This is a genomic window from Shewanella mangrovi, from assembly GCF_000753795.1.
Taxonomy (GTDB): Bacteria; Pseudomonadota; Gammaproteobacteria; order Enterobacterales; family Shewanellaceae; genus Shewanella; species Shewanella mangrovi.
Genome location: NZ_JPEO01000006.1, coordinates 58,075 through 75,701, shown reverse-complemented (window position 1 = coordinate 75,701; position 17,627 = coordinate 58,075). Strand labels below are relative to the sequence as shown.

Here is a 17,627-nt window from a genome sequence, read left to right as displayed (position 1 = left end):
AGGGAATAGATTGTGCGTGATGCAGGTCTGATATTTTCGATTGGAAATTAGTATTTGTTAATAAGATTTCAATAATGTTGTGTATTTTATAGTCATTTGTATGTTTTTATGACTAAAGCGCAATAAGTTAACGTTGAAATTTATTTGATTCATTAGTCACTCTGCGTGAAAATGATGCACATCACATTTTATCCTCTAAGACCTCACACATAAGCAGGAGAGAGCATGTCTTCTCGGAAAGTACTCGCTAACGCTATCCGTGCACTCAGTATGGACGCAGTTCAAAAAGCAAAATCAGGTCACCCAGGCGCCCCAATGGGCATGGCAGACATTGCTGAAGTGCTGTGGAACGATTTTTTAAAGCACAATCCGAATAATCCAAAATGGTCAGACAGAGACCGTTTCGTACTGTCGAACGGCCATGGCTCAATGCTGATTTATTCGCTGTTGCACCTAAGCGGCTACGATCTGGGAATTGAAGATCTGAAGCAATTCCGTCAGTTGCACTCAAAAACCCCTGGTCACCCAGAATATGGTTACACCCCAGGTGTTGAAACCACTACAGGTCCGCTGGGCGCAGGTATTAGCAACGCGGTAGGTATGGCAATTGCTGAAAAAACGCTGGCGGCACAGTTTAACCGTGATGGTCATGACATCGTTGATCACTACACATACTGTTTCCTCGGCGACGGTTGTTTGATGGAAGGTATCTCCCATGAAGCCTGTTCACTGGCCGGTACTCTGGGTCTGGGTAAGCTGATTGCGTTCTGGGATGACAACGGTATCTCTATCGACGGTCACGTTGAAGGCTGGTTCACTGATAACACGCCAAAACGTTTCGAAGCTTATGGCTGGCATGTGATTGCCGATGTGGATGGTCACGATAGCGATGCGATTCGTGCTGCAATCGAAGCGGCTAAAGCCGTGACTGACAAACCAACCATGATCTGCTGCAAAACCATCATCGGTTTTGGTTCACCTAACAAATCTGGTAGCCATGATTGCCACGGTTCACCACTGGGCGAAGAAGAAATCGCCGCAGCACGTGAATTCTTGGGCTGGCCATATGCGCCGTTTGAAATCCCTGCTGACGTTTATGCGGGTTGGGATGCCAAAGAAGTCGGTAAAGCTAACGAAGCTGCATGGGATGAAAAATTTGCCGCGTACGCAAAAGCTTACCCTGAGTTGGCGGCAGAATATGAACGCCGTGTGATTAAAGGTGAACTGCCAGCAGATTTCGAAGCAAAAGCACAAGCCTTCATTGAAGAATGCCAAGCGAAAGGCGAAGGCATTGCTAGCCGCAAAGCATCACAAAATGCAATTGGTGCCTTCGGTGCGTTGTTGCCGGAATTGCTCGGTGGCTCCGCTGACCTCGCTGGTTCTAACCTGACCTTGTGGTCTGGCTCAAAAGGCATTCAAGAAGATCCAGCCGGTAACTACGTATTTTACGGTGTACGTGAGTTTGGTATGAGCGGCATCATGAACGGTGTATCGCTGCACGGTGGCTTCATCAACTACGGCGCAACTTTCATGATGTTCATGGAATACGCGCGTAACGCGGTGCGTATGTCGGCACTGATGGGCATTCAAAACATCTTCGTTTACACCCACGACTCAATCGGTCAAGGGGAAGACGGCCCAACTCACCAACCTGTTGAGCAACTGGCTAACCTGCGAATGACCCCAAGAATGGCGGTATGGCGTCCATGTGATGCGGCAGAAACCGCGGTTGCGTGGAAAGCTGCGATTGAACGTCGTGATGCGCCAACTTCACTGATCTTCAGCCGTCAAAACCTGCAAGCGCAAGCGCGTACTGGTGCACAGCTGGCTGACGTAGCAAAAGGTGGTTATGTGCTGCAAGATTGCGCCGGCACTCCAGATTTGATTCTGATTGCGACCGGCAGTGAAGTGCAGTTAGCGGTAGATGCAGCTGCAGCTCTGACCGAACAAGGTAAAGCGGTACGCGTAGTCTCTATGCCATCAACCACTGAGTTTGACGCTCAGGATGCAGCCTATAAAGAGTCGGTATTGCCTAAAGCTGTGACCAAACGCGTGGCGATTGAAGCAGCGCACGCTGACTACTGGATCAAGTATGTTGGCTTTGATGGTGCCGTTGTGGGCATGACCACCTTTGGTGAGTCTGCGCCAGGCGCAGCACTTTTCAAAGAGTTCGGTTTCACTGTTGAAAACGTTGTTGCTAAAGCACAAGCGCTGTTTGCGTAAAAATATGCTGAAGTGTTAGCTGGCGTCTCGCCAATTACAACGGCCTGTCATATGATAGGCCGTTGTTGTATTTACTCTTTGTTGGAGCAATAGTCGTACGAATGATCAGAGTGGCAATCAATGGTTATGGTCGCATTGGCCGGTCGGTGCTGCGCGCACTGTATGAATCAGGTAAGCGGCAGCAGATCCAAGTGGTCGCCATTAATGAACTGGCCAAGCCAGAAGCAATGGTTCATCTCACCAACTATGACACCACTCATGGCCGTTTTGCGCTGCGTGCTGAGCTCAATCAACAACAGATGCAGATTGGTAACGACAGCATTATTTTGTTGCATCAGGCTGATACTACTCAGTTGCCATGGAAGGAACTGGATATTGATTTAGTTATTGAAGCCACTGGTGCTCTGCATGACAGAGCAAGTTGCGAAACGCATCTGCAAGCCGGGGCGAAGAAAGTGCTGATCAGTCATCCGGCATCCGCTGATGTCGACGCCACCATTGTTTATGGCGTTAATGAAGAACTTATTCAACAAAGCCATCGCGTTGTCTCCAATGCCTCGTGTACGACCAACTGTATTATTCCGGTGATTGCTGAGCTAGACCGCCAGTTTGAAATCAAAAGTGGGGCGATTACTACTATTCATGCCTCAATGAATGACCAGCAAGTGATTGATGCTTATCACGATGATCTGCGTCGTACCCGAGCCGCCAGTCAATCAATTATCCCGGTGGACACCAAACTTGCTCGCGGAATTGAACGCATTCTGCCGCATATGAAAGATAAGTTTGAAGCCATTTCAGTAAGAGTGCCCACCGTTAACGTCACTGCCATTGATGTATCGCTGACAGTGAAAAAACGGGTTGATATTAAGACAGTCAATGAAGTATTGAAACGTGCGGCTGGTGGCAAGCTGGAAGGGATCTTAGGATTTACCGACGAGCCTTTGGTATCATGCGACTTTAATCATGATCCACGCTCAAGCATTGTCGATGGCACTCAAACGCGCGTGAGTGACGGGCATTTGATTAAGTTGTTGCTTTGGTGCGACAACGAGTGGGGTTTTGCCAATCGTATGCTCGATACAAGTTTGGCGATGTTTGCTGCTAACGAGCAGTAAAGGCGATATTCGCCCAGAATTTTCAAGCGTGGCAGGGATGGCGGCGCTAACGAAAACCGAATTGTTTTTGTGTAATTAAGGAAGTTGAAATTATGGCAATTATTAAGATGTCGGAACTGGATCTGCAGGGTAAGCGTGTACTCATCCGTGAAGATCTGAACGTTCCTGTGGCTGCTGGTGTGGTGACCAGTGATGCACGTCTGCGTGCTTCACTGCCTACTATCAAGCTAGCGCTAGAGAAAGGCGCAGCTGTGATGGTGATGTCACACCTAGGCCGCCCAACTGAAGGTGAATATAACCCCGAGTTCTCTTTGCAACCTGTGGTTGATTACCTAGCAAAAGCACTGGATTGTCCAGTACGTCTGGCAACAGACTATCTGGATGGTGTCGACGCAGCTGTTGGTGAAGTTGTCGTGTTTGAAAACGTGCGTTTTAATCCAGGCGAGAAGAAAAACGACGAAGCGCTGTCGAAGAAGATGGCAGCCCTGTGCGATGTATATGTGATGGATGCCTTTGGTACCTCGCACCGCGCGCAAGCGTCAACTCACGGTGTTGGTATGTTCGCGCCAATCGCGTGTGCTGGCCCACTGTTGGCAGCTGAACTCGAAGCGCTTGCCAAAGCGATGGACAATCCAAAGCGTCCTTTAGTGGCGATTGTGGGTGGCTCTAAAGTCTCAACTAAACTTACCGTATTGGAAAGCCTGTCAAAAATCGTTGATCAACTGGTAGTGGGTGGCGGTATCGCTAACACCTTTATCGCGGCCGCTGGCAATGGTGTGGGTAAATCTCTGTATGAAGCTGACCTGATTGATGAAGCTAAGCGTTTGGTCGCCAATGCTCAAAGTCGTGGCGGTGATATTCCAGTACCCACCGACGTTGTGACCGGTAAAGAATTTAGCCCAACAGCGGAAGCAACATTGAAAGCGGTAAGTGATGTGGCTGATGATGATATGATTTTCGATATCGGCCCAGACAGTGCTGAAACCTTGGCTAAAATCATCATGGAAGCGGGCACCATCGTATGGAATGGTCCAGTGGGCGTGTTTGAATTTGACCAGTTTGGTGAAGGTACCAAGCGTATCGCGCAAGCGATTGCTGAATCAGCTGCGTTTTCAATCGCGGGTGGTGGTGACACTTTAGCTGCGGTTGATAAGTATGAGATTGCTGACAAAGTGTCATATATATCGACTGGTGGTGGCGCTTTCTTGGAATTCCTCGAAGGCAAGGAACTGCCAGCCGTGGCGATGCTGACCGCACGCGGCAACTAAAAAGATAACCATAAGCTCCCGGCAATGACCGGGAGCATTTTATAACGATAAGCAGCGGCAATGACCGTTAGCAGCAATAACCATTCGCTCAGGCAGATCTTTGCCGAGGGCAACACAATTTAAATAATGACATCGGTGATTGACCATCACCTCATTATGGAGATAAGAAGAGATGTCCCTAATTTCCCTTCGTCAATTGTTGGACCATGCGGCGGAACACGGATACGGCGTTCCAGCGTTTAACGTAAACAACCTAGAGCAGATGCGCGCCATTATGCAGGCCGCAGAAGCAACTGATAGCCCGGTTATCGTGCAAGCGTCAGCCGGTGCGCGTAAATATGCTCGCCCACAATTCTTAAAATATCTGATGGCAGCAGCATTGGAACAGTATCCTGATATTCCAGTGTGTATTCACCAAGATCATGGTACTCACCCTGACGTATGTCAGCGTTCAATTCAGCTCGGCATGTCATCAGTGATGATGGATGGTTCGTTGATGTCTGATGGTAAAACGCCAGCCTCATACGACTACAACGTCGATGTTACTCGTCGTACCGTTGCCTTTGCCCACGCTTGTGGTGTTTCGGTAGAGGGTGAAATCGGTTGTTTGGGTAGCTTGGAAACTGGTACTGCCGGTGAAGAAGATGGTGTCGGCGCAGCCGGTATTCTGAGCCATGACCAACTGCTGACCAGCCCTGATGAAGCGGCGCAATTCGTTGCCGATACTCACGTGGATGCTTTGGCAATTGCTATCGGTACCAGCCACGGTGCGTATAAGTTCAGCAAAAAACCATCAGGCGATGTGTTGCGTATCGACCGCATCAAAGAGATCCACGCGCGTATCCCTAACACTCACTTGGTCATGCACGGTTCTTCATCAGTACCGCAAAACTGGCTGGAAATCATCAACCAATATGGTGGTGAAATCCCAGAAACTTACGGCGTGCCAGTGGAAGAAATTGTTGAAGGTATTAAGCACGGCGTTCGTAAAGTCAACATTGATACCGATCTGCGTCTGGCATCAACTGGGGCTATTCGTAAGTTTATGGCGGAGCACCCAAGCGAATTTGACCCTCGTAAGTTCCTCAAAGCATCAATGGATGCAATGGCGGAAATCTGTACTGAACGCTATGAAGCTTTTGGTACTGCAGGTATGGGGTCGAAGATTAAGCCATTATCGCTACAAGCCATGTATAAGCGTTATCAAACTGGCGAGTTAGATCCAAAAATCAATAGATAATTCGCAGTTGTATTCACTAAAAAGCCCGCGTTTGCGGGCTTTTTTATACAGCAACTTTGAGAGTGTTGAGTAACTGTATTTCTGCTGCCGTCAGCGCGCGAAAGCAGCCTTCAGGCAACTTCCCTAGTGCCAGCTCGCCGATGTGAGTACGTAGCAAATCAATCACTCGAAACCCAAAGTGGCGGCACATACGACGTATTTGGCGCTTTTTGCCCTCGGTGAGAGTAATAGCAAATAGCTCTGGGCCGAGTTGTCGAACTTCACAGGCTTTAGTGAGCCCCTCACCGTAATCTACCCCAGCTGCCATCAATTCAAGAAAATTGTGATTGAACGGTTTATCGACGCGAACTTGATAGTGCTTTTGATGCGCAAATGCCGGATGCATTAGTCGCTGCGTTAGCTCGCCATCATTACTAATCAATAATAGGCCGCGCGAATCTTTATCGAGCCGTCCGACGGGGTAGCAATGGGTGCTGGCGGGCAAGCGATGCCGCAGACTGCTGGCATCATTGTCGAGTAGACGGCAGTCGATGCCGATAGGCTTATGGTACAGCCAATAGATAGGGTGATGCTTGAGTGTAATCGGTTGGCCGTCGAGCGTAATTGGCTCGTGGTCACTTAAGCTAATGCGTTGATGATGAACGCCGATAGTGCCATTGACACTGACGCGTTGCTGTTGGATTAAACGCGCTGCCTGCCGTCTGGAACATACACCCGCTAATGCGAGAAAATGCGCCAGTCTGACGCCGTTAACGCTATCGGGGGACTGCATCATAAATTACTGGCGTTGGCTTCACGTGACAGCCCAAGCCGTATCACAGTTGCCGCCATCGACAGTGCTGTGAAAATAGCCATTAGCGAGTGGCCCCACATCACCGGGTAAAGTGCGCATTCACTGCTGTTACACACCTGATAGTCTAAATCGTGGGGGTTGACGTGGCTGAGTAGTTCTACCCCCGTGATGAATCCCAATATACTCAACGTCAAGGTAATCGGGCCACACAGTGTCTTGCAGTAAAAAAAGCTGTAAATCAGCATGGCAAACACCAGAATGCTGCCGCTGACATAAATCATTTCACCCACCTGATGGGGCTTAATGTCATTGTAGGGATACCAGCCAGTTACCATTAAGCCAATGCCAGTAATGGCGCCAAAGATAGCGAGCACATCGGTACTGCGGTTAAAGCGTTGGCGAATTAAGCCACCCATCGCAAACGCAAAGAAAGCGCCGCATAACAACAGCGAGATATTAAACACGTAGGCAAGTGGCGAATTGAGGTAATCACCCAGTTGGTCGATGCGCATATTGAGTACATTGCTGCCATGTTGATGGATGGCAGCAAACACCGACAGAAGAATACCCATGACGGCGATTACAACACCGAGTACAGATGAGTAATAAGCAAATCGATTAAGATCATGCTGATGGAATGGCTCGTAAGCTGACATAAATATCGCCCGAATAAAAACAGCCTGCCATCCCTTGGCAAAAAATTTAATTGTTAAAAATCAATCGCTTCTTGGGCGAAAAATAATCACCGTCAGCGATACTACGGCCAGTATAATACAATACCAGACACATGAAACGGCCTGCAGCGGAGAAATTTTAAAGTTAGCCGCTGCAAGTAGCGCTTGGGCGCCATATGGAATAAGCCCCTGGATAATACAGGCAAAAATATCCAGCACGCTGGCGGCGCGTTTAGCTGACACTTCATGCTTTTGCGCTAGCTGTTTAGCGATTTCACCAGATACCACAATTGAAACGGTATTGTTGGCGACGCAGGCATTGGTCATGGCGACAATGCCAGCCATTCCCAGTTCGGCGGCGCGGCATGAGGCATCACCTTGTTTGCTTGAAAAACGGCTAATCAGCTTTTCAATAATACCGCTGACAAACGCGAGTCCACCTTGTTGCTGCATCAACGCGGCTAAACCACCGACAAACATCGACAGCACAAAGATCTCTTGCATATTGCTGAAGCCTTGATAGATGTCTTTGGTGAACTTCAAAAACTCATAATCGCTGGTGGCAATGCCAACGGTGCCAGCGAGCACAATGCCAAGCATCAACACGACAAACACGTTGAGTCCGGCAACGGCTAAGATCAAGATGCTCAGATAGGGCAATACCTTCATGAAATCAACTTGGTGTGCAGTGATCTGTGCCTGACCATCTGATACAAAGGCAAATAACAGCAGGGTAATAATGGCGGCAGGAATCGAGAACACCAGGTTTTCACGAAACTTCTCTTTCATGCCACAGCCTTGAGTACGCGTTGCGGCAATAGTGGTATCCGAGATAATCGATAAGTTATCACCGAATAGCGCCCCAGACATGACAGCGCCCGCCATTAAAACATGGGAAATATTGGCTTCTTCTGAAACACCGAATGCAATCGGCGCCACGGCAGCAATGGTGCCCATGGAGGTCCCCATCGCCGTCGCAATAAAGGCCGCAATAATGAAGAATCCCGGCAGCAGGTACTGTGCCGGAATAAATTGCAATCCCAAGGCAACGGTTGCATCGACACCGCCAGTGGCTTTAGCTACGGCCGCAAATGCGCCAGCCAACAGATAGATCAAGCACATGGCGATGATATTGCTGTGGCCAATACCGCGCATGAAGGTTTCTAAGGCTGCATTAAGTTTCTGTTTAGAAATGATAATGGCCAAAATAATTGGCGGAATAATCGCAATTGGCGCAGGCACTTGGTAGAAGGCGTAATCCACACCTTCAGCCTGAAAATAAACACCGGCACCAATAAACAGCACCAAAAATATCAGTAGCGGCAATAGCGCAATAAATGAGCCTTTTACTGGCACGGCAGTATCGTTAGACAAAACGGATTCTCTTTTATATTCAGGTGCTCACCTGAAGGGGGTTATTTTTCGTCTGACAGCGTATTGAGACAGTACTGCCAATATTGCGCCAGCATAAAAAAAAGCACCTTTTTTGTCAATTTAGCCGTCTAGATGTTTTTACTTCTATTTATAATTTATCCGTTCCAGTCAGTGCACATTCACTGACAAGCCGCATTGGTATCGCTAGAATAAGCCTCAGACTTTTCAGCAGGATTTATGCATGCACGTTCACATTCTTGGTATCTGTGGCACCTTTATGGGCGGCTTGGCTTTATTAGCGCGCGCCATGGGCCACAAGGTGACTGGCTCAGATGCTAACGTTTACCCGCCTATGAGCACCCAGCTAGAGCAGCAAGGTATTGAGTTAATTCAGGGATTTGACCCTGCGCAGTTAGATCCCGTACCGGATCTGGTGGTGATCGGCAATGCAATGAGTCGTGGTAATCCTTGTGTGGAAGCTGTGCTAGAGCAGGGCATGCGTTACACCTCTGGGCCACAATTCCTGCATGACCATATTCTGCCGGAGCGCTGGGTACTGGCGGTAGCGGGAACGCACGGTAAAACCTCGACTGCCAGTATGTTAGCTTGGGTGTTAGAGGACTGCGGTTATCAACCGGGTTTTCTGATTGGCGGAATTCCCCTGAACTTTGGTGTGTCGGCACGGCTTGGTGACTCACCATTTTTTGTCGTCGAAGCCGATGAATACGACAGCGCCTTTTTCGATAAGCGTTCTAAGTTCGTACATTATCAGCCGCGCACCTTGGTGATTAATAACCTTGAATTTGACCATGCCGATATCTTTGACAACCTCGCCGCGATTCAAAAGCAGTTTCATCATTTGCTGCGTTTGGTGCCTAAATCTGGCCGAGTGATTTGGCCTGCCGATAGCCAAGCCGTCAGTGATGTGATCGCTCAAGGTTGTTGGAGCGAACAGGAAACTTTTAGCCATCAAGATAATCGTGGTGACTGGCATATTGCGCCACTTAGCGAAGACGGCGCGCACTTCTCGATTAGTTTGAATGGTGAGTTACAAGGCGAGCTCGAATGGTCGCTGCTCGGCCGTCACAATATGGAGAATGCGCTGATGGCGATTGCCGCGGCGCGACACGTCGGCGTTCTGCCAAAAGATGCCATAAATGCACTCAGTAGATTTATGCCACCTAAACGTCGGCTGGAGTTGCTAGCCAATGTCCATGATGTGACCGTGTACGATGACTTTGCTCATCATCCCACGGCGATAGCCACGACTTTGCAAGGTTTACGTGCTCATGTCGGTCATAAGCGCATTTTAGTGGTGCTGGAGCCGCGCTCAAACACCATGAAGCGCGGCGTGCATCAGCACACCTTGGCAGCATCAATGGCTCAGGCTGATATCGCCTATCTCTACCAAGCTGATAATGTGCATTGGGATATGCAGGGGGCGATGCAGCAAGCCGAACTTCCGGTCAGCGTCTATGCTGAACTCGATAGCTTAATCAAAGAGGTGGTGGCTGAAGCGCGCCCAAGTGATGCGATTGTGGTGATGAGCAACGGCGGCTTTGGTGGTGTGCATGGCAAAATTATTGAGGCACTGCAGCACAAATTTGCGGGGACTCTATGAGCAAAACCATTAGCTTAGCTTGGACTGGTGCATCGGGCGCGCCCTATGGCCTGAAACTGCTTGAGTGTCTGCTCGTTGCTGATTATCGCGTGTATTTGATGATCTCTAGTGCTGCACGGGTGGTGTTGGCCACCGAAAATGATATTAAGCTGAGTGCGGCGCCAGAAAAGGCCACCGCGCAGTTAAAAGCCATCATGCCGCAAACGGGTGAGTTACAAGTGTTGGGCAAAGATGATTGGTTTTCATCGCCAGCGTCTGGCTCTGCCGCCCCTAAGCAGATGGTGATCTGCCCGTGTTCAACTGGCACTCTTGCCGCGGTTGCCACAGGTATGAGTAATAGCCTGCTTGAACGCGCCGCTGATGTGGTGCTTAAAGAGCGCGGTCAGTTGATTTTGGTGCCGCGGGAAACCCCCTTCAATGCCATCCATCTGGAGCATATGCTGAATCTGACCCGTTTAGGTGCGACCATCATGCCAGCCGCGCCCGGCTTCTATCACCATCCCAAATCGATCGAAGATCTGATAGACTTCGTCGTCGCTCGCATTCTCGATCATTTGGGCATTGCGCATACATTAACTGGACGTTGGGGTTACAACACACCTCAGCAGGCTTCACAAGACTGAGATGGCTATGAAACACACCACAGAAATGATGATTTCTGCGCAAGAAATCGATCAAAAACTGGATGAGTTAGCAGCGCGGATCAACGCGCATTATGAAGGCAGCGATAAGCTGTTGATGGTTGGGTTGCTGAAAGGCTCGGTGGTGTTTATGGCGGATTTGTGCCGTCGCATCAAAGGCCATGTGGAAATCGATTTTATGTCGGTATCAAGCTATGGCAGCGCTATGACCAGCAGTCGCGACGTGAAAATTCTTAAAGATGTGCAATCAGATATCGATGGCCGTCATGTGTTGATTGTGGAAGACCTGATTGACTCAGGCAACACCTTGAATAAAGTGCGCGAGATGCTGCGCCTGCGTGAACCTAAGAGTTTGGCTATTTGTACCTTACTCGATAAGCCGGATCGTCGTGAAGTCGATGTACCGGTCGATTTTGTGGGATTCACTATCCCAGATGAATTTGTGGTAGGTTATGGTATCGACTATGCCGAGCAATATCGCAATTTGCCTTACATCGCTAAGGTAATTCCGCAAGAATAATTCTGCCACCTCGGCATTTTCACTTCTTCAGTTTTAGGCTCCCGCACTCAGCGGGAGTTTTGTTTCATTCGACAGAGGTACACGACATGACGAAAAGTCTGGCGTTGGAACTGGACAACCTAAAAAAAACCTATAAAGGCGGCGTTGAAGCCGTTAAAGGCATTAATTTGCAGGTCGAAGAGGGAGACTTCTTCGCGCTGCTTGGCCCTAACGGGGCGGGAAAATCGACCTCAATAGGGATTATCAGTTCGCTCGTGCATAAGTCCGGCGGTAAGGTCCGCGTCTTCGGGCTTGATATTGATGACCATTTAGAGCAAGCCAAACTCTGTATTGGCCTAGTGCCACAGGAGTTTAACTTCAACCAATTTGAAACCCCCTTACAAATTGTGGTCAACCAAGCTGGTTATTATGGCGTGCCGCGCGCAGAAGCGGTTAAGCGAGCAGAGAAATATCTTAAGCAATTGGATTTGTGGGAAAAGCGTAATGCCGCAGCACGGCAGCTTTCGGGCGGTATGAAACGTCGTCTGATGATTGCACGGGCCTTGATGCATAACCCGCGGTTGCTGATCCTCGATGAACCTACGGCGGGGGTAGATATTGAACTACGTCGCTCAATGTGGGAATTCCTCAAGGAGATCAATGCCGAAGGTGTGACCATTATTCTGACCACGCACTATCTTGAAGAAGCCGAGATGTTGTGTCGCAACATCGGCATCATCGATAAGGGGATTTTGGTGGAGTGCACCAGCATGAAAGCGTTGCTGGCCAAGCTGGACATGGAAACCTTTGTTCTCGACCTTGAGCAAGCTATTGAGAGCGTGCCGCAGTTGGGTGGAATGGAAGGCCGTCTGCTGGATGCCACGACACTTGAGGTCGATGTGGCTAAAGCCCAAGGACTGAATGCGGTATTTGCAGCGCTAACGCAGCAAGGTATTGAGGTGCTTTCAATGCGCAATAAAACCAACCGTCTTGAGGAGTTATTTGTGGAACTGGTGGAAAACGCCAAGGGAGGTAAGGCATGAGAGGTTTGTACTTTATCGCCTTTAAAAGCATTCTAATCAAAGAGATCACTCGGTTTACCCGTATCTGGATCCAGACATTGTTGCCGCCAGCCATCACTATGACCTTGTACTTCCTGATTTTCGGTAATCTGGTCGGCAGTCGTATCGGTGAGATGGGCGGCGTGTCTTATATGGAGTTTATCGCACCCGGTCTTATCATGATGTCAGTGATTACCAACTCCTACTCTAATGTGGCGTCGTCGTTCTTTAGTGCGAAGTTTCAACGTAACTTAGAAGAGATTTTGGTGGCGCCAGTGCCGCATCTGGTGATGATTGCCGGTTATGTTGCTGGTGGTGTGGCGCGCGGCCTGTTGGTCGGTTTGATTGTCACTTTAGTGGCGATGTTCTTTGTGGATTTTCAGCCTCAGCACCCGTTACTGGTTGTTCTCACTGTGTTCCTGACCTCGATGCTGTTTGCTCTAGGCGGTTTAATCAATGCGGTATTTGCCCGTAGCTTTGATGACATCAGCATTATTCCAACCTTTGTGCTGACACCGCTGACCTATCTGGGTGGGGTATTTTACTCACTGTCGCTATTACCGGATTTCTGGTTAGGCGTGTCTAAGCTGAACCCTGTGGTCTATATGATTAACGTATTCCGCTTTGGTTTCTTAGGCTTTGCCGACATCAGTGTTACCACCTCACTGATTATTATCGGCTTTTTCTGTGTTGCGCTGTGGGGTATTGCCTACTATCTGGTATCTCGTGGTATCGGCCTGCGCAGTTAGTCTGCCTTGCCGAGCGCATCCTCTTTGTGCTGCAACAACAAGGCGAGTTTATTGTTGTTGTAGCGCTCTTGCTCGTCGTAGAAGTTATTCAACTGCGTGACTTGTCGCTGAAACTCTTGGTCATCTTGCTCTTGTTTGTGCCAAAAACGTTGTCGTTCCAGCTTTTTCAACTCACTGTCACGGACGAGTTCTAGGTAGCTGTTCTGCTGCTGTAAGCGAAATATTTCCTGGTCAATCTGCTGCACAAACTCATCTTGAGTGAGGCTGCGGTTTTCGAGCAGTTTCTGAATCGGATCTTTTGCTGCTTCATCAGAATCGGTAACCGTGGTAACACCATATTTATAATCGAGTCGATGTTCCTTATATTCCGCCGAACAAGGTTGCTGGCTAAATACGATTTTGTCCTGATTTTCACACTTGTAGAAACTCGCGGCTGCGGCGCTACTACTTAGAGGCGTGAGTAAACCCGCCAACATCCCAATGGCGCAGGTTACTGAAAATGGGAGACGGTTGCTCAGGCTGTTCATTCCTTTCACCAAGAGAAATCTGTCTGTTAAAAAACAATTTGTAGCACAATTAGCAAAAAAGCAACATGTTAACGCGCCAGAAAATTGGCAACCTTTACATTTTTGACGAAAATGAAAAGTTATCAGCAATAAAAAAGCCTCGCAATTGCGAGGCTTTTTAACAAAATCATTTGCTTAGCGTGTAAATGGCAGGTTATCAATCAAACGTGCTTTACCCAGATACGCCGCTGCAAGTACGACTAATTGTGTATCGTCAGCAGTGGCTGGCGCAAGCGTGCTAGCGTGGCGCACTTCGACATAATCAGGCGTCAGCCCAGCTTGTGTCAGCGCCGCTTTGCATTGAGCAATGGCGTTATCAATTGGCTCACCCGCAGTGATACTGACGGCTAAGGCATCCAGCGCTTGTTTTAACGCGGGCGCTTTGGCTTTCTCTTCAGCTGTTAGATAGCCATTACGACTACTCATTGCCAGGCCGGAGGCTTCGCGTACGGTATCGACGCCAATCACTTCCACCGGCAAAGACAGGTCTTCCACCATAGTGCGAATGACTTGCAGTTGCTGATAGTCTTTACGGCCAAACAGTGCCATATCCGGTTGTACGATATTAAACAGCTTGCATACGACAGTGGCAACACCACGGAAATGCCCCGGACGCGTTGCACCGCAAAGCTCACTCGAAATGCCGGGCACTTCGATAAAGGTCTGCTTATCCAAGCCTTTGGGATACATGATGGCCGGCGTGGGGACAAACAACATCTCGCAGCCAGCATCCACCAATTTGGCCTGATCTGCTTCCATGGTGCGCGGATAACCGTCGAGATCTTCGTTCTGTCCAAACTGCAATGGGTTAACGAAAATCGATACCACTACGTGGTCAGCGCGTTGCTTCGCTTCCTTAACAAGAGTGATATGGCCTTGATGCAGGTTGCCCATAGTGGGAACGAAAGCGACGCTTTCGCCTTGATTGCGCCAACACCTAATACGAGCGCGGATCTCTTCAACCTTAGCGGTGGTTAACATGATGAACTTGTCCTGCTGAATCAGTTAAAAATGTGCTCTTCACCTGGGAATACACCCTGTTGCACCTCTTCGATATAGGCGCGAATCGCGGAGCGGATCTCCCCGGTCTGAAGCAGATAGTTTTTCGAAAAACGTGGAATATAGCCGCTGGAAATACCTAATACATCGTGCATTACGAGGATTTGACCATCGGTATCTTTACCGGCACCGATGCCAATCACTGGGATCTGTACTGCTGCGGTGATCTCTTTCGCCAGTTTAGCCGGGATACATTCTAAGACGATGAGTTGAGCACCTGCTTTTTCAAAGGCGATCGCTTCGTTAAGAATACGTTTGGCATTATCCTCGTCGCGGCCTTGTACTTTAAAGCCACCAAACACGTTGACGAATTGTGGCGTAAGGCCAATGTGGGCACAGACGGGAATGCCGCGCTCAGTAAGCTTAGTGACGGTTTCTAACATCCATTCGCCACCTTCTAATTTCACCATGTTGGCACCGGCCTGCATGATTTTAGCCGCATTTTCCATGCCCTGTTCTGGTGTGGCGTATGACATAAATGGCATATCCGCAATCAGTAACGCACGTTTGGTACCACGACGTACACAGCGAGTATGGTAGACAATATCATCAACGGTAACTGGTAGCGTGTCATCATGGCCTTGCAGCACCATGCCCAGAGAATCACCCACTAACAGCGCATCGATCCCTTCTTCATCAAATGCAGCGGCAAAGCTGGCATCGTAAGCGGTGAGTGATGTGAACTTTTTTCCTTCCTGCTTGTATTTCAGCAGGGTAGCAGCAGTGACTTTTGACATAAAAATAATCTTCTAATGCAAGAGTGAACAGTGTTATATGCCAACTATAAGGCTGGCGCAAATATTCGCTGTCGAAACTCAGACAGGCGTTTGTAAAGGATGCAGTGATTGACGCATCACTTCAGTGATAAGTGCCGCAAGCTGAGTACCATCGGGTAATTGCAACTCTGGCTGTAATTCATACAAGGGCAACAACACAAAAGCACGTTGTTGCATATCGTAGTGGGGGATGGTGAGCCGAGGATGCTGCAGTTCTAAATTATCGTACAGCAGTATATCGAGGTCGAGAGTGCGAGCCCCCCAACGTTCATGGCGCTCACGGCCATGGGCAATTTCTATCGCTTGTAATGCGTCCAACAATGCCAGCGGAGCAAGCATTGTGCTAAAACTCGCGACCGCATTAATGTAGTCAGGTTGGTCCATGCCAGCCATCGGTTTGGATTGTACATAACTTGATATGCGGTAACTGTTGGCGTCGGCTAATTCAGCCAGTGCTTGGCTGGCTGAATTGAGTTGTTGCACTGGCTGGTCGAGATTAGCACCAAGTGCGACAAACACTTGTGCCATTATTCGGCAGCTCCATTAGCTTTATTGCTGTTTCGACGTGGCGGACGACGACGGCGTTGCTGCGCATTGCGGTTGCGTTGACCACTACGGCTGCTGCCACTGCCTTTGAGTAACTGTTGACGTTGATCGTCATCGCCGTCGACAAACTGTTGCCACCATTCGGCTAGCTTGGCGGTGTTGCCACCTTCTGCGGCAGCTCTTAGCAGCAACAAATCATATGCGGCACGGAATTTCGGATGTTCTAGCAGCTTAAAGGCGCGTCCATTCTTGGAACGTTCAAAGCGTTGTTGTAGCTGCCAAATATCACGTGCAGGTACGCTAAATCGGCGTGGAATACTGATGGTTTGGCATTGCTGCTCAAACACGTCCCCCATGGCGGCGAACATCGCGTCATAGGGGCTAAGACCACTTTCCATTGCAATATCTTGTGCGCGTGCTTGTAGTGGGTACCACAAGATCGCAGCATAAAAGAAGGTTGGCGTAACAGGCTTATCTTCGGCGATGCGGGCATCTGTATTCTGCATCACTTCTGCCAACAAGCGCATTGCAGGGCCTTTAGGCTCATCTTTGAGCTGTGCTTCTACAATGGGAAACAGCGGTGCAAACAAATGATATTCGCGCAACATTCGCAGATTCTGTACCGCTTTACCCGCAAAGAACAGCTTAAGTACTTCTTCGTACATCCGCGCTGCTGGAATGTCTTTTAGTAGTGGTGCCAGTTGTTTGATTGGTGCACCGGTGTGCTCATCAAGCTGCATCCCGAGTTTGGTGGCAAAACGCACCGCACGCAGCATACGTACCGGATCTTCGCGATAACGTGTTTCGGGATCGCCGATCAGACGCAGGGTACGCGCATTAAGATCCTGAATGCCACCACCGTAACTACGAATACTGTAGTCACCGATGTTGTAATAGAGTGCATTCACGGTGAAATCGCGACGTTCTGCATCTTCGTCGATGCTGCCGTAAACGTTGTCACGCAGTAGTCGACCGGAAGCATTAGTTTTCGAAATCTTTTCATTAGATTCAGTGTGATGACCACGGAAGGTCGCGACTTCAATGATTTCGCGGCCAAACATTATATGCGCTAAACGAAAACGACGTCCCACTAACCGGCTGTTACGGAATAATTTTTTGATATCTTCCGGCTTGGCGTCAGTCACTACGTCAAAATCTTTTGGCTGGTGTCCCAACAACAGATCGCGCACGCCGCCGCCAACTAAGTAGGCTTGATAGCCAGCCTTATGCAGTCGATACAGCACCTTGAGCGCATTTTCGCTGATTTGGCGACGAGATATATTGTGGCCGTCCCGGGGAATGATCTCCAGGCTTAGCGAACCATCTTCATGGGTAGATTGGGGATTTTTGGCCGTCTGAGCGTCGTCAAACAACTGCTTACAGAACTGCGTGATACGGCGAAAAATAGTACACCTCTGA

Annotated in this window: 17 protein-coding genes; 9 read left to right on the top strand and 8 right to left on the bottom strand. The window is 49.1% G+C overall.

What is annotated here, in order from left to right:
* Positions 1 to 225 precede the first annotated feature (225 nt).
* The 4 genes from tkt to fba all read left to right on the top strand — a co-directional run bounded on the left by tkt (position 226) and on the right by fba (position 5,849).
* Complete coding sequence (gene tkt, locus HR45_RS10065; RefSeq protein WP_037442537.1) at positions 226 to 2,223, top strand: transketolase; 1,998 nt, start codon at positions 226 to 228, stop codon at positions 2,221 to 2,223.
* A 101-nt stretch (positions 2,224 to 2,324) separates the two neighbouring features.
* On the top strand, positions 2,325 to 3,341 hold the full coding sequence (epd, locus tag HR45_RS10060; RefSeq protein ID WP_037442535.1) for an erythrose-4-phosphate dehydrogenase: 1,017 nt from the start codon (positions 2,325 to 2,327) through the stop codon (positions 3,339 to 3,341).
* Positions 3,342 to 3,433: 92 nt separating this feature from the next.
* Positions 3,434 to 4,609, top strand: coding sequence for a phosphoglycerate kinase (locus tag HR45_RS10055; RefSeq protein WP_037442534.1), 1,176 nt, complete (start codon positions 3,434 to 3,436; stop codon positions 4,607 to 4,609).
* 172 nt (positions 4,610 to 4,781) lie between these two features.
* Positions 4,782 to 5,849, top strand: a complete 1,068-nt coding sequence (fba, locus tag HR45_RS10050; protein WP_037442532.1) for a class II fructose-bisphosphate aldolase — start codon at positions 4,782 to 4,784, stop codon at positions 5,847 to 5,849.
* Between the two features lie 43 nt (positions 5,850 to 5,892).
* On the opposite strand, the gene HR45_RS10045 is transcribed toward fba, so the two are convergent.
* From HR45_RS10045 to HR45_RS10035, 3 genes are read right to left on the bottom strand one after another with little or no spacing between them, the layout of a single operon-like run.
* On the bottom strand, positions 5,893 to 6,624 hold the full coding sequence (locus tag HR45_RS10045; protein WP_037442530.1) for a pseudouridine synthase: 732 nt from the start codon (positions 6,622 to 6,624) through the stop codon (positions 5,893 to 5,895).
* The gene (locus HR45_RS10040; RefSeq protein WP_037442528.1) at positions 6,621 to 7,298 is read right to left on the bottom strand and encodes a hypothetical protein; all 678 of its coding nucleotides are present in this window, start codon (positions 7,296 to 7,298) and stop codon (positions 6,621 to 6,623) included. Before HR45_RS10040 ends, HR45_RS10045 begins: the two co-directional genes overlap by 4 nt.
* Positions 7,299 to 7,358: 60 nt before the next feature.
* Positions 7,359 to 8,690 (bottom strand): Na+/H+ antiporter NhaC family protein, encoded by a 1,332-nt coding sequence (locus HR45_RS10035; protein ID WP_037442526.1) that lies wholly within the window; start codon positions 8,688 to 8,690, stop codon positions 7,359 to 7,361.
* Between the two features lie 241 nt (positions 8,691 to 8,931).
* Between HR45_RS10035 and mpl the strand changes: the two genes are divergently transcribed.
* From mpl to HR45_RS10010, 5 genes are all read left to right on the top strand, one after another.
* On the top strand, positions 8,932 to 10,311 hold the full coding sequence (gene mpl / locus HR45_RS10030; RefSeq protein WP_037442524.1) for a UDP-N-acetylmuramate:L-alanyl-gamma-D-glutamyl-meso-diaminopimelate ligase: 1,380 nt from the start codon (positions 8,932 to 8,934) through the stop codon (positions 10,309 to 10,311).
* The gene (locus HR45_RS10025; RefSeq protein ID WP_037442522.1) at positions 10,308 to 10,934 is read left to right on the top strand and encodes a flavin prenyltransferase UbiX; all 627 of its coding nucleotides are present in this window, start codon (positions 10,308 to 10,310) and stop codon (positions 10,932 to 10,934) included. The genes mpl and HR45_RS10025 overlap by 4 nt, the downstream gene beginning before the upstream one ends.
* Positions 10,935 to 10,941: 7 nt before the next feature.
* On the top strand, positions 10,942 to 11,472 hold the full coding sequence (hpt, locus tag HR45_RS10020; RefSeq protein ID WP_037442804.1) for a hypoxanthine phosphoribosyltransferase: 531 nt from the start codon (positions 10,942 to 10,944) through the stop codon (positions 11,470 to 11,472).
* A gap of 86 nt (positions 11,473 to 11,558) precedes the next feature.
* Positions 11,559 to 12,494: an ABC transporter ATP-binding protein gene (locus HR45_RS10015; RefSeq protein WP_037442520.1), complete on the top strand. Its 936-nt coding sequence runs from the start codon at positions 11,559 to 11,561 to the stop codon at positions 12,492 to 12,494.
* Positions 12,491 to 13,261, top strand: a complete 771-nt coding sequence (locus tag HR45_RS10010; protein ID WP_037442518.1) for an ABC transporter permease — start codon at positions 12,491 to 12,493, stop codon at positions 13,259 to 13,261. The genes HR45_RS10015 and HR45_RS10010 overlap by 4 nt, the downstream gene beginning before the upstream one ends.
* On the opposite strand, the gene HR45_RS10005 is transcribed toward HR45_RS10010, so the two are convergent.
* The 5 genes from HR45_RS10005 to HR45_RS09985 form a co-directional block, all read right to left on the bottom strand.
* A complete protein-coding gene (locus tag HR45_RS10005) occupies positions 13,258 to 13,788 on the bottom strand; it encodes a hypothetical protein (protein WP_052074665.1) in 531 nt (176 codons plus the stop codon). The genes HR45_RS10010 and HR45_RS10005 overlap by 4 nt on opposite strands.
* 174 nt (positions 13,789 to 13,962) lie before the next feature.
* Positions 13,963 to 14,808, bottom strand: coding sequence for a pantoate--beta-alanine ligase (gene panC, locus HR45_RS10000; RefSeq protein WP_037442516.1), 846 nt, complete (start codon positions 14,806 to 14,808; stop codon positions 13,963 to 13,965).
* A gap of 20 nt (positions 14,809 to 14,828) precedes the next feature.
* Positions 14,829 to 15,623: a 3-methyl-2-oxobutanoate hydroxymethyltransferase gene (gene panB / locus HR45_RS09995; protein WP_037442514.1), complete on the bottom strand. Its 795-nt coding sequence runs from the start codon at positions 15,621 to 15,623 to the stop codon at positions 14,829 to 14,831.
* A 78-nt stretch (positions 15,624 to 15,701) separates the two neighbouring features.
* On the bottom strand, positions 15,702 to 16,190 hold the full coding sequence (gene folK, locus HR45_RS09990) for a 2-amino-4-hydroxy-6-hydroxymethyldihydropteridine diphosphokinase (protein WP_037442510.1): 489 nt from the start codon (positions 16,188 to 16,190) through the stop codon (positions 15,702 to 15,704).
* The gene (locus HR45_RS09985; RefSeq protein WP_037442800.1) at positions 16,190 to 17,509 is read right to left on the bottom strand and encodes a polynucleotide adenylyltransferase PcnB; all 1,320 of its coding nucleotides are present in this window, start codon (positions 17,507 to 17,509) and stop codon (positions 16,190 to 16,192) included. Before HR45_RS09985 ends, folK begins: the two co-directional genes overlap by 1 nt.
* Between the last annotated feature and the right edge of the window lie 118 nt (positions 17,510 to 17,627).

Coding starts and splice junctions, on each gene's coding strand:
- epd (WP_037442535.1), top strand. CDS start 2,325: ATGATCAGAGTGGCAATCAATGGTTATGGTCGCATTGGCCGGTCGGTG.
- HR45_RS10055 (WP_037442534.1), top strand. CDS start 3,434: ATGGCAATTATTAAGATGTCGGAACTGGATCTGCAGGGTAAGCGTGTA.
- HR45_RS10015 (WP_037442520.1), top strand. CDS start 11,559: ATGACGAAAAGTCTGGCGTTGGAACTGGACAACCTAAAAAAAACCTAT.
- HR45_RS10005 (WP_052074665.1), bottom strand. CDS start 13,788: ATGAACAGCCTGAGCAACCGTCTCCCATTTTCAGTAACCTGCGCCATT.
- HR45_RS10025 (WP_037442522.1), top strand. CDS start 10,308: ATGAGCAAAACCATTAGCTTAGCTTGGACTGGTGCATCGGGCGCGCCC.
- panB (WP_037442514.1), bottom strand. CDS start 15,623: ATGTCAAAAGTCACTGCTGCTACCCTGCTGAAATACAAGCAGGAAGGA.
- tkt (WP_037442537.1), top strand. CDS start 226: ATGTCTTCTCGGAAAGTACTCGCTAACGCTATCCGTGCACTCAGTATG.
- HR45_RS10040 (WP_037442528.1), bottom strand. CDS start 7,298: ATGTCAGCTTACGAGCCATTCCATCAGCATGATCTTAATCGATTTGCT.
- mpl (WP_037442524.1), top strand. CDS start 8,932: ATGCACGTTCACATTCTTGGTATCTGTGGCACCTTTATGGGCGGCTTG.
- panC (WP_037442516.1), bottom strand. CDS start 14,808: ATGTTAACCACCGCTAAGGTTGAAGAGATCCGCGCTCGTATTAGGTGT.
- folK (WP_037442510.1), bottom strand. CDS start 16,190: ATGGCACAAGTGTTTGTCGCACTTGGTGCTAATCTCGACCAGCCAGTG.
- HR45_RS10045 (WP_037442530.1), bottom strand. CDS start 6,624: ATGATGCAGTCCCCCGATAGCGTTAACGGCGTCAGACTGGCGCATTTT.
- HR45_RS10010 (WP_037442518.1), top strand. CDS start 12,491: ATGAGAGGTTTGTACTTTATCGCCTTTAAAAGCATTCTAATCAAAGAG.
- hpt (WP_037442804.1), top strand. CDS start 10,942: ATGAAACACACCACAGAAATGATGATTTCTGCGCAAGAAATCGATCAA.
- fba (WP_037442532.1), top strand. CDS start 4,782: ATGTCCCTAATTTCCCTTCGTCAATTGTTGGACCATGCGGCGGAACAC.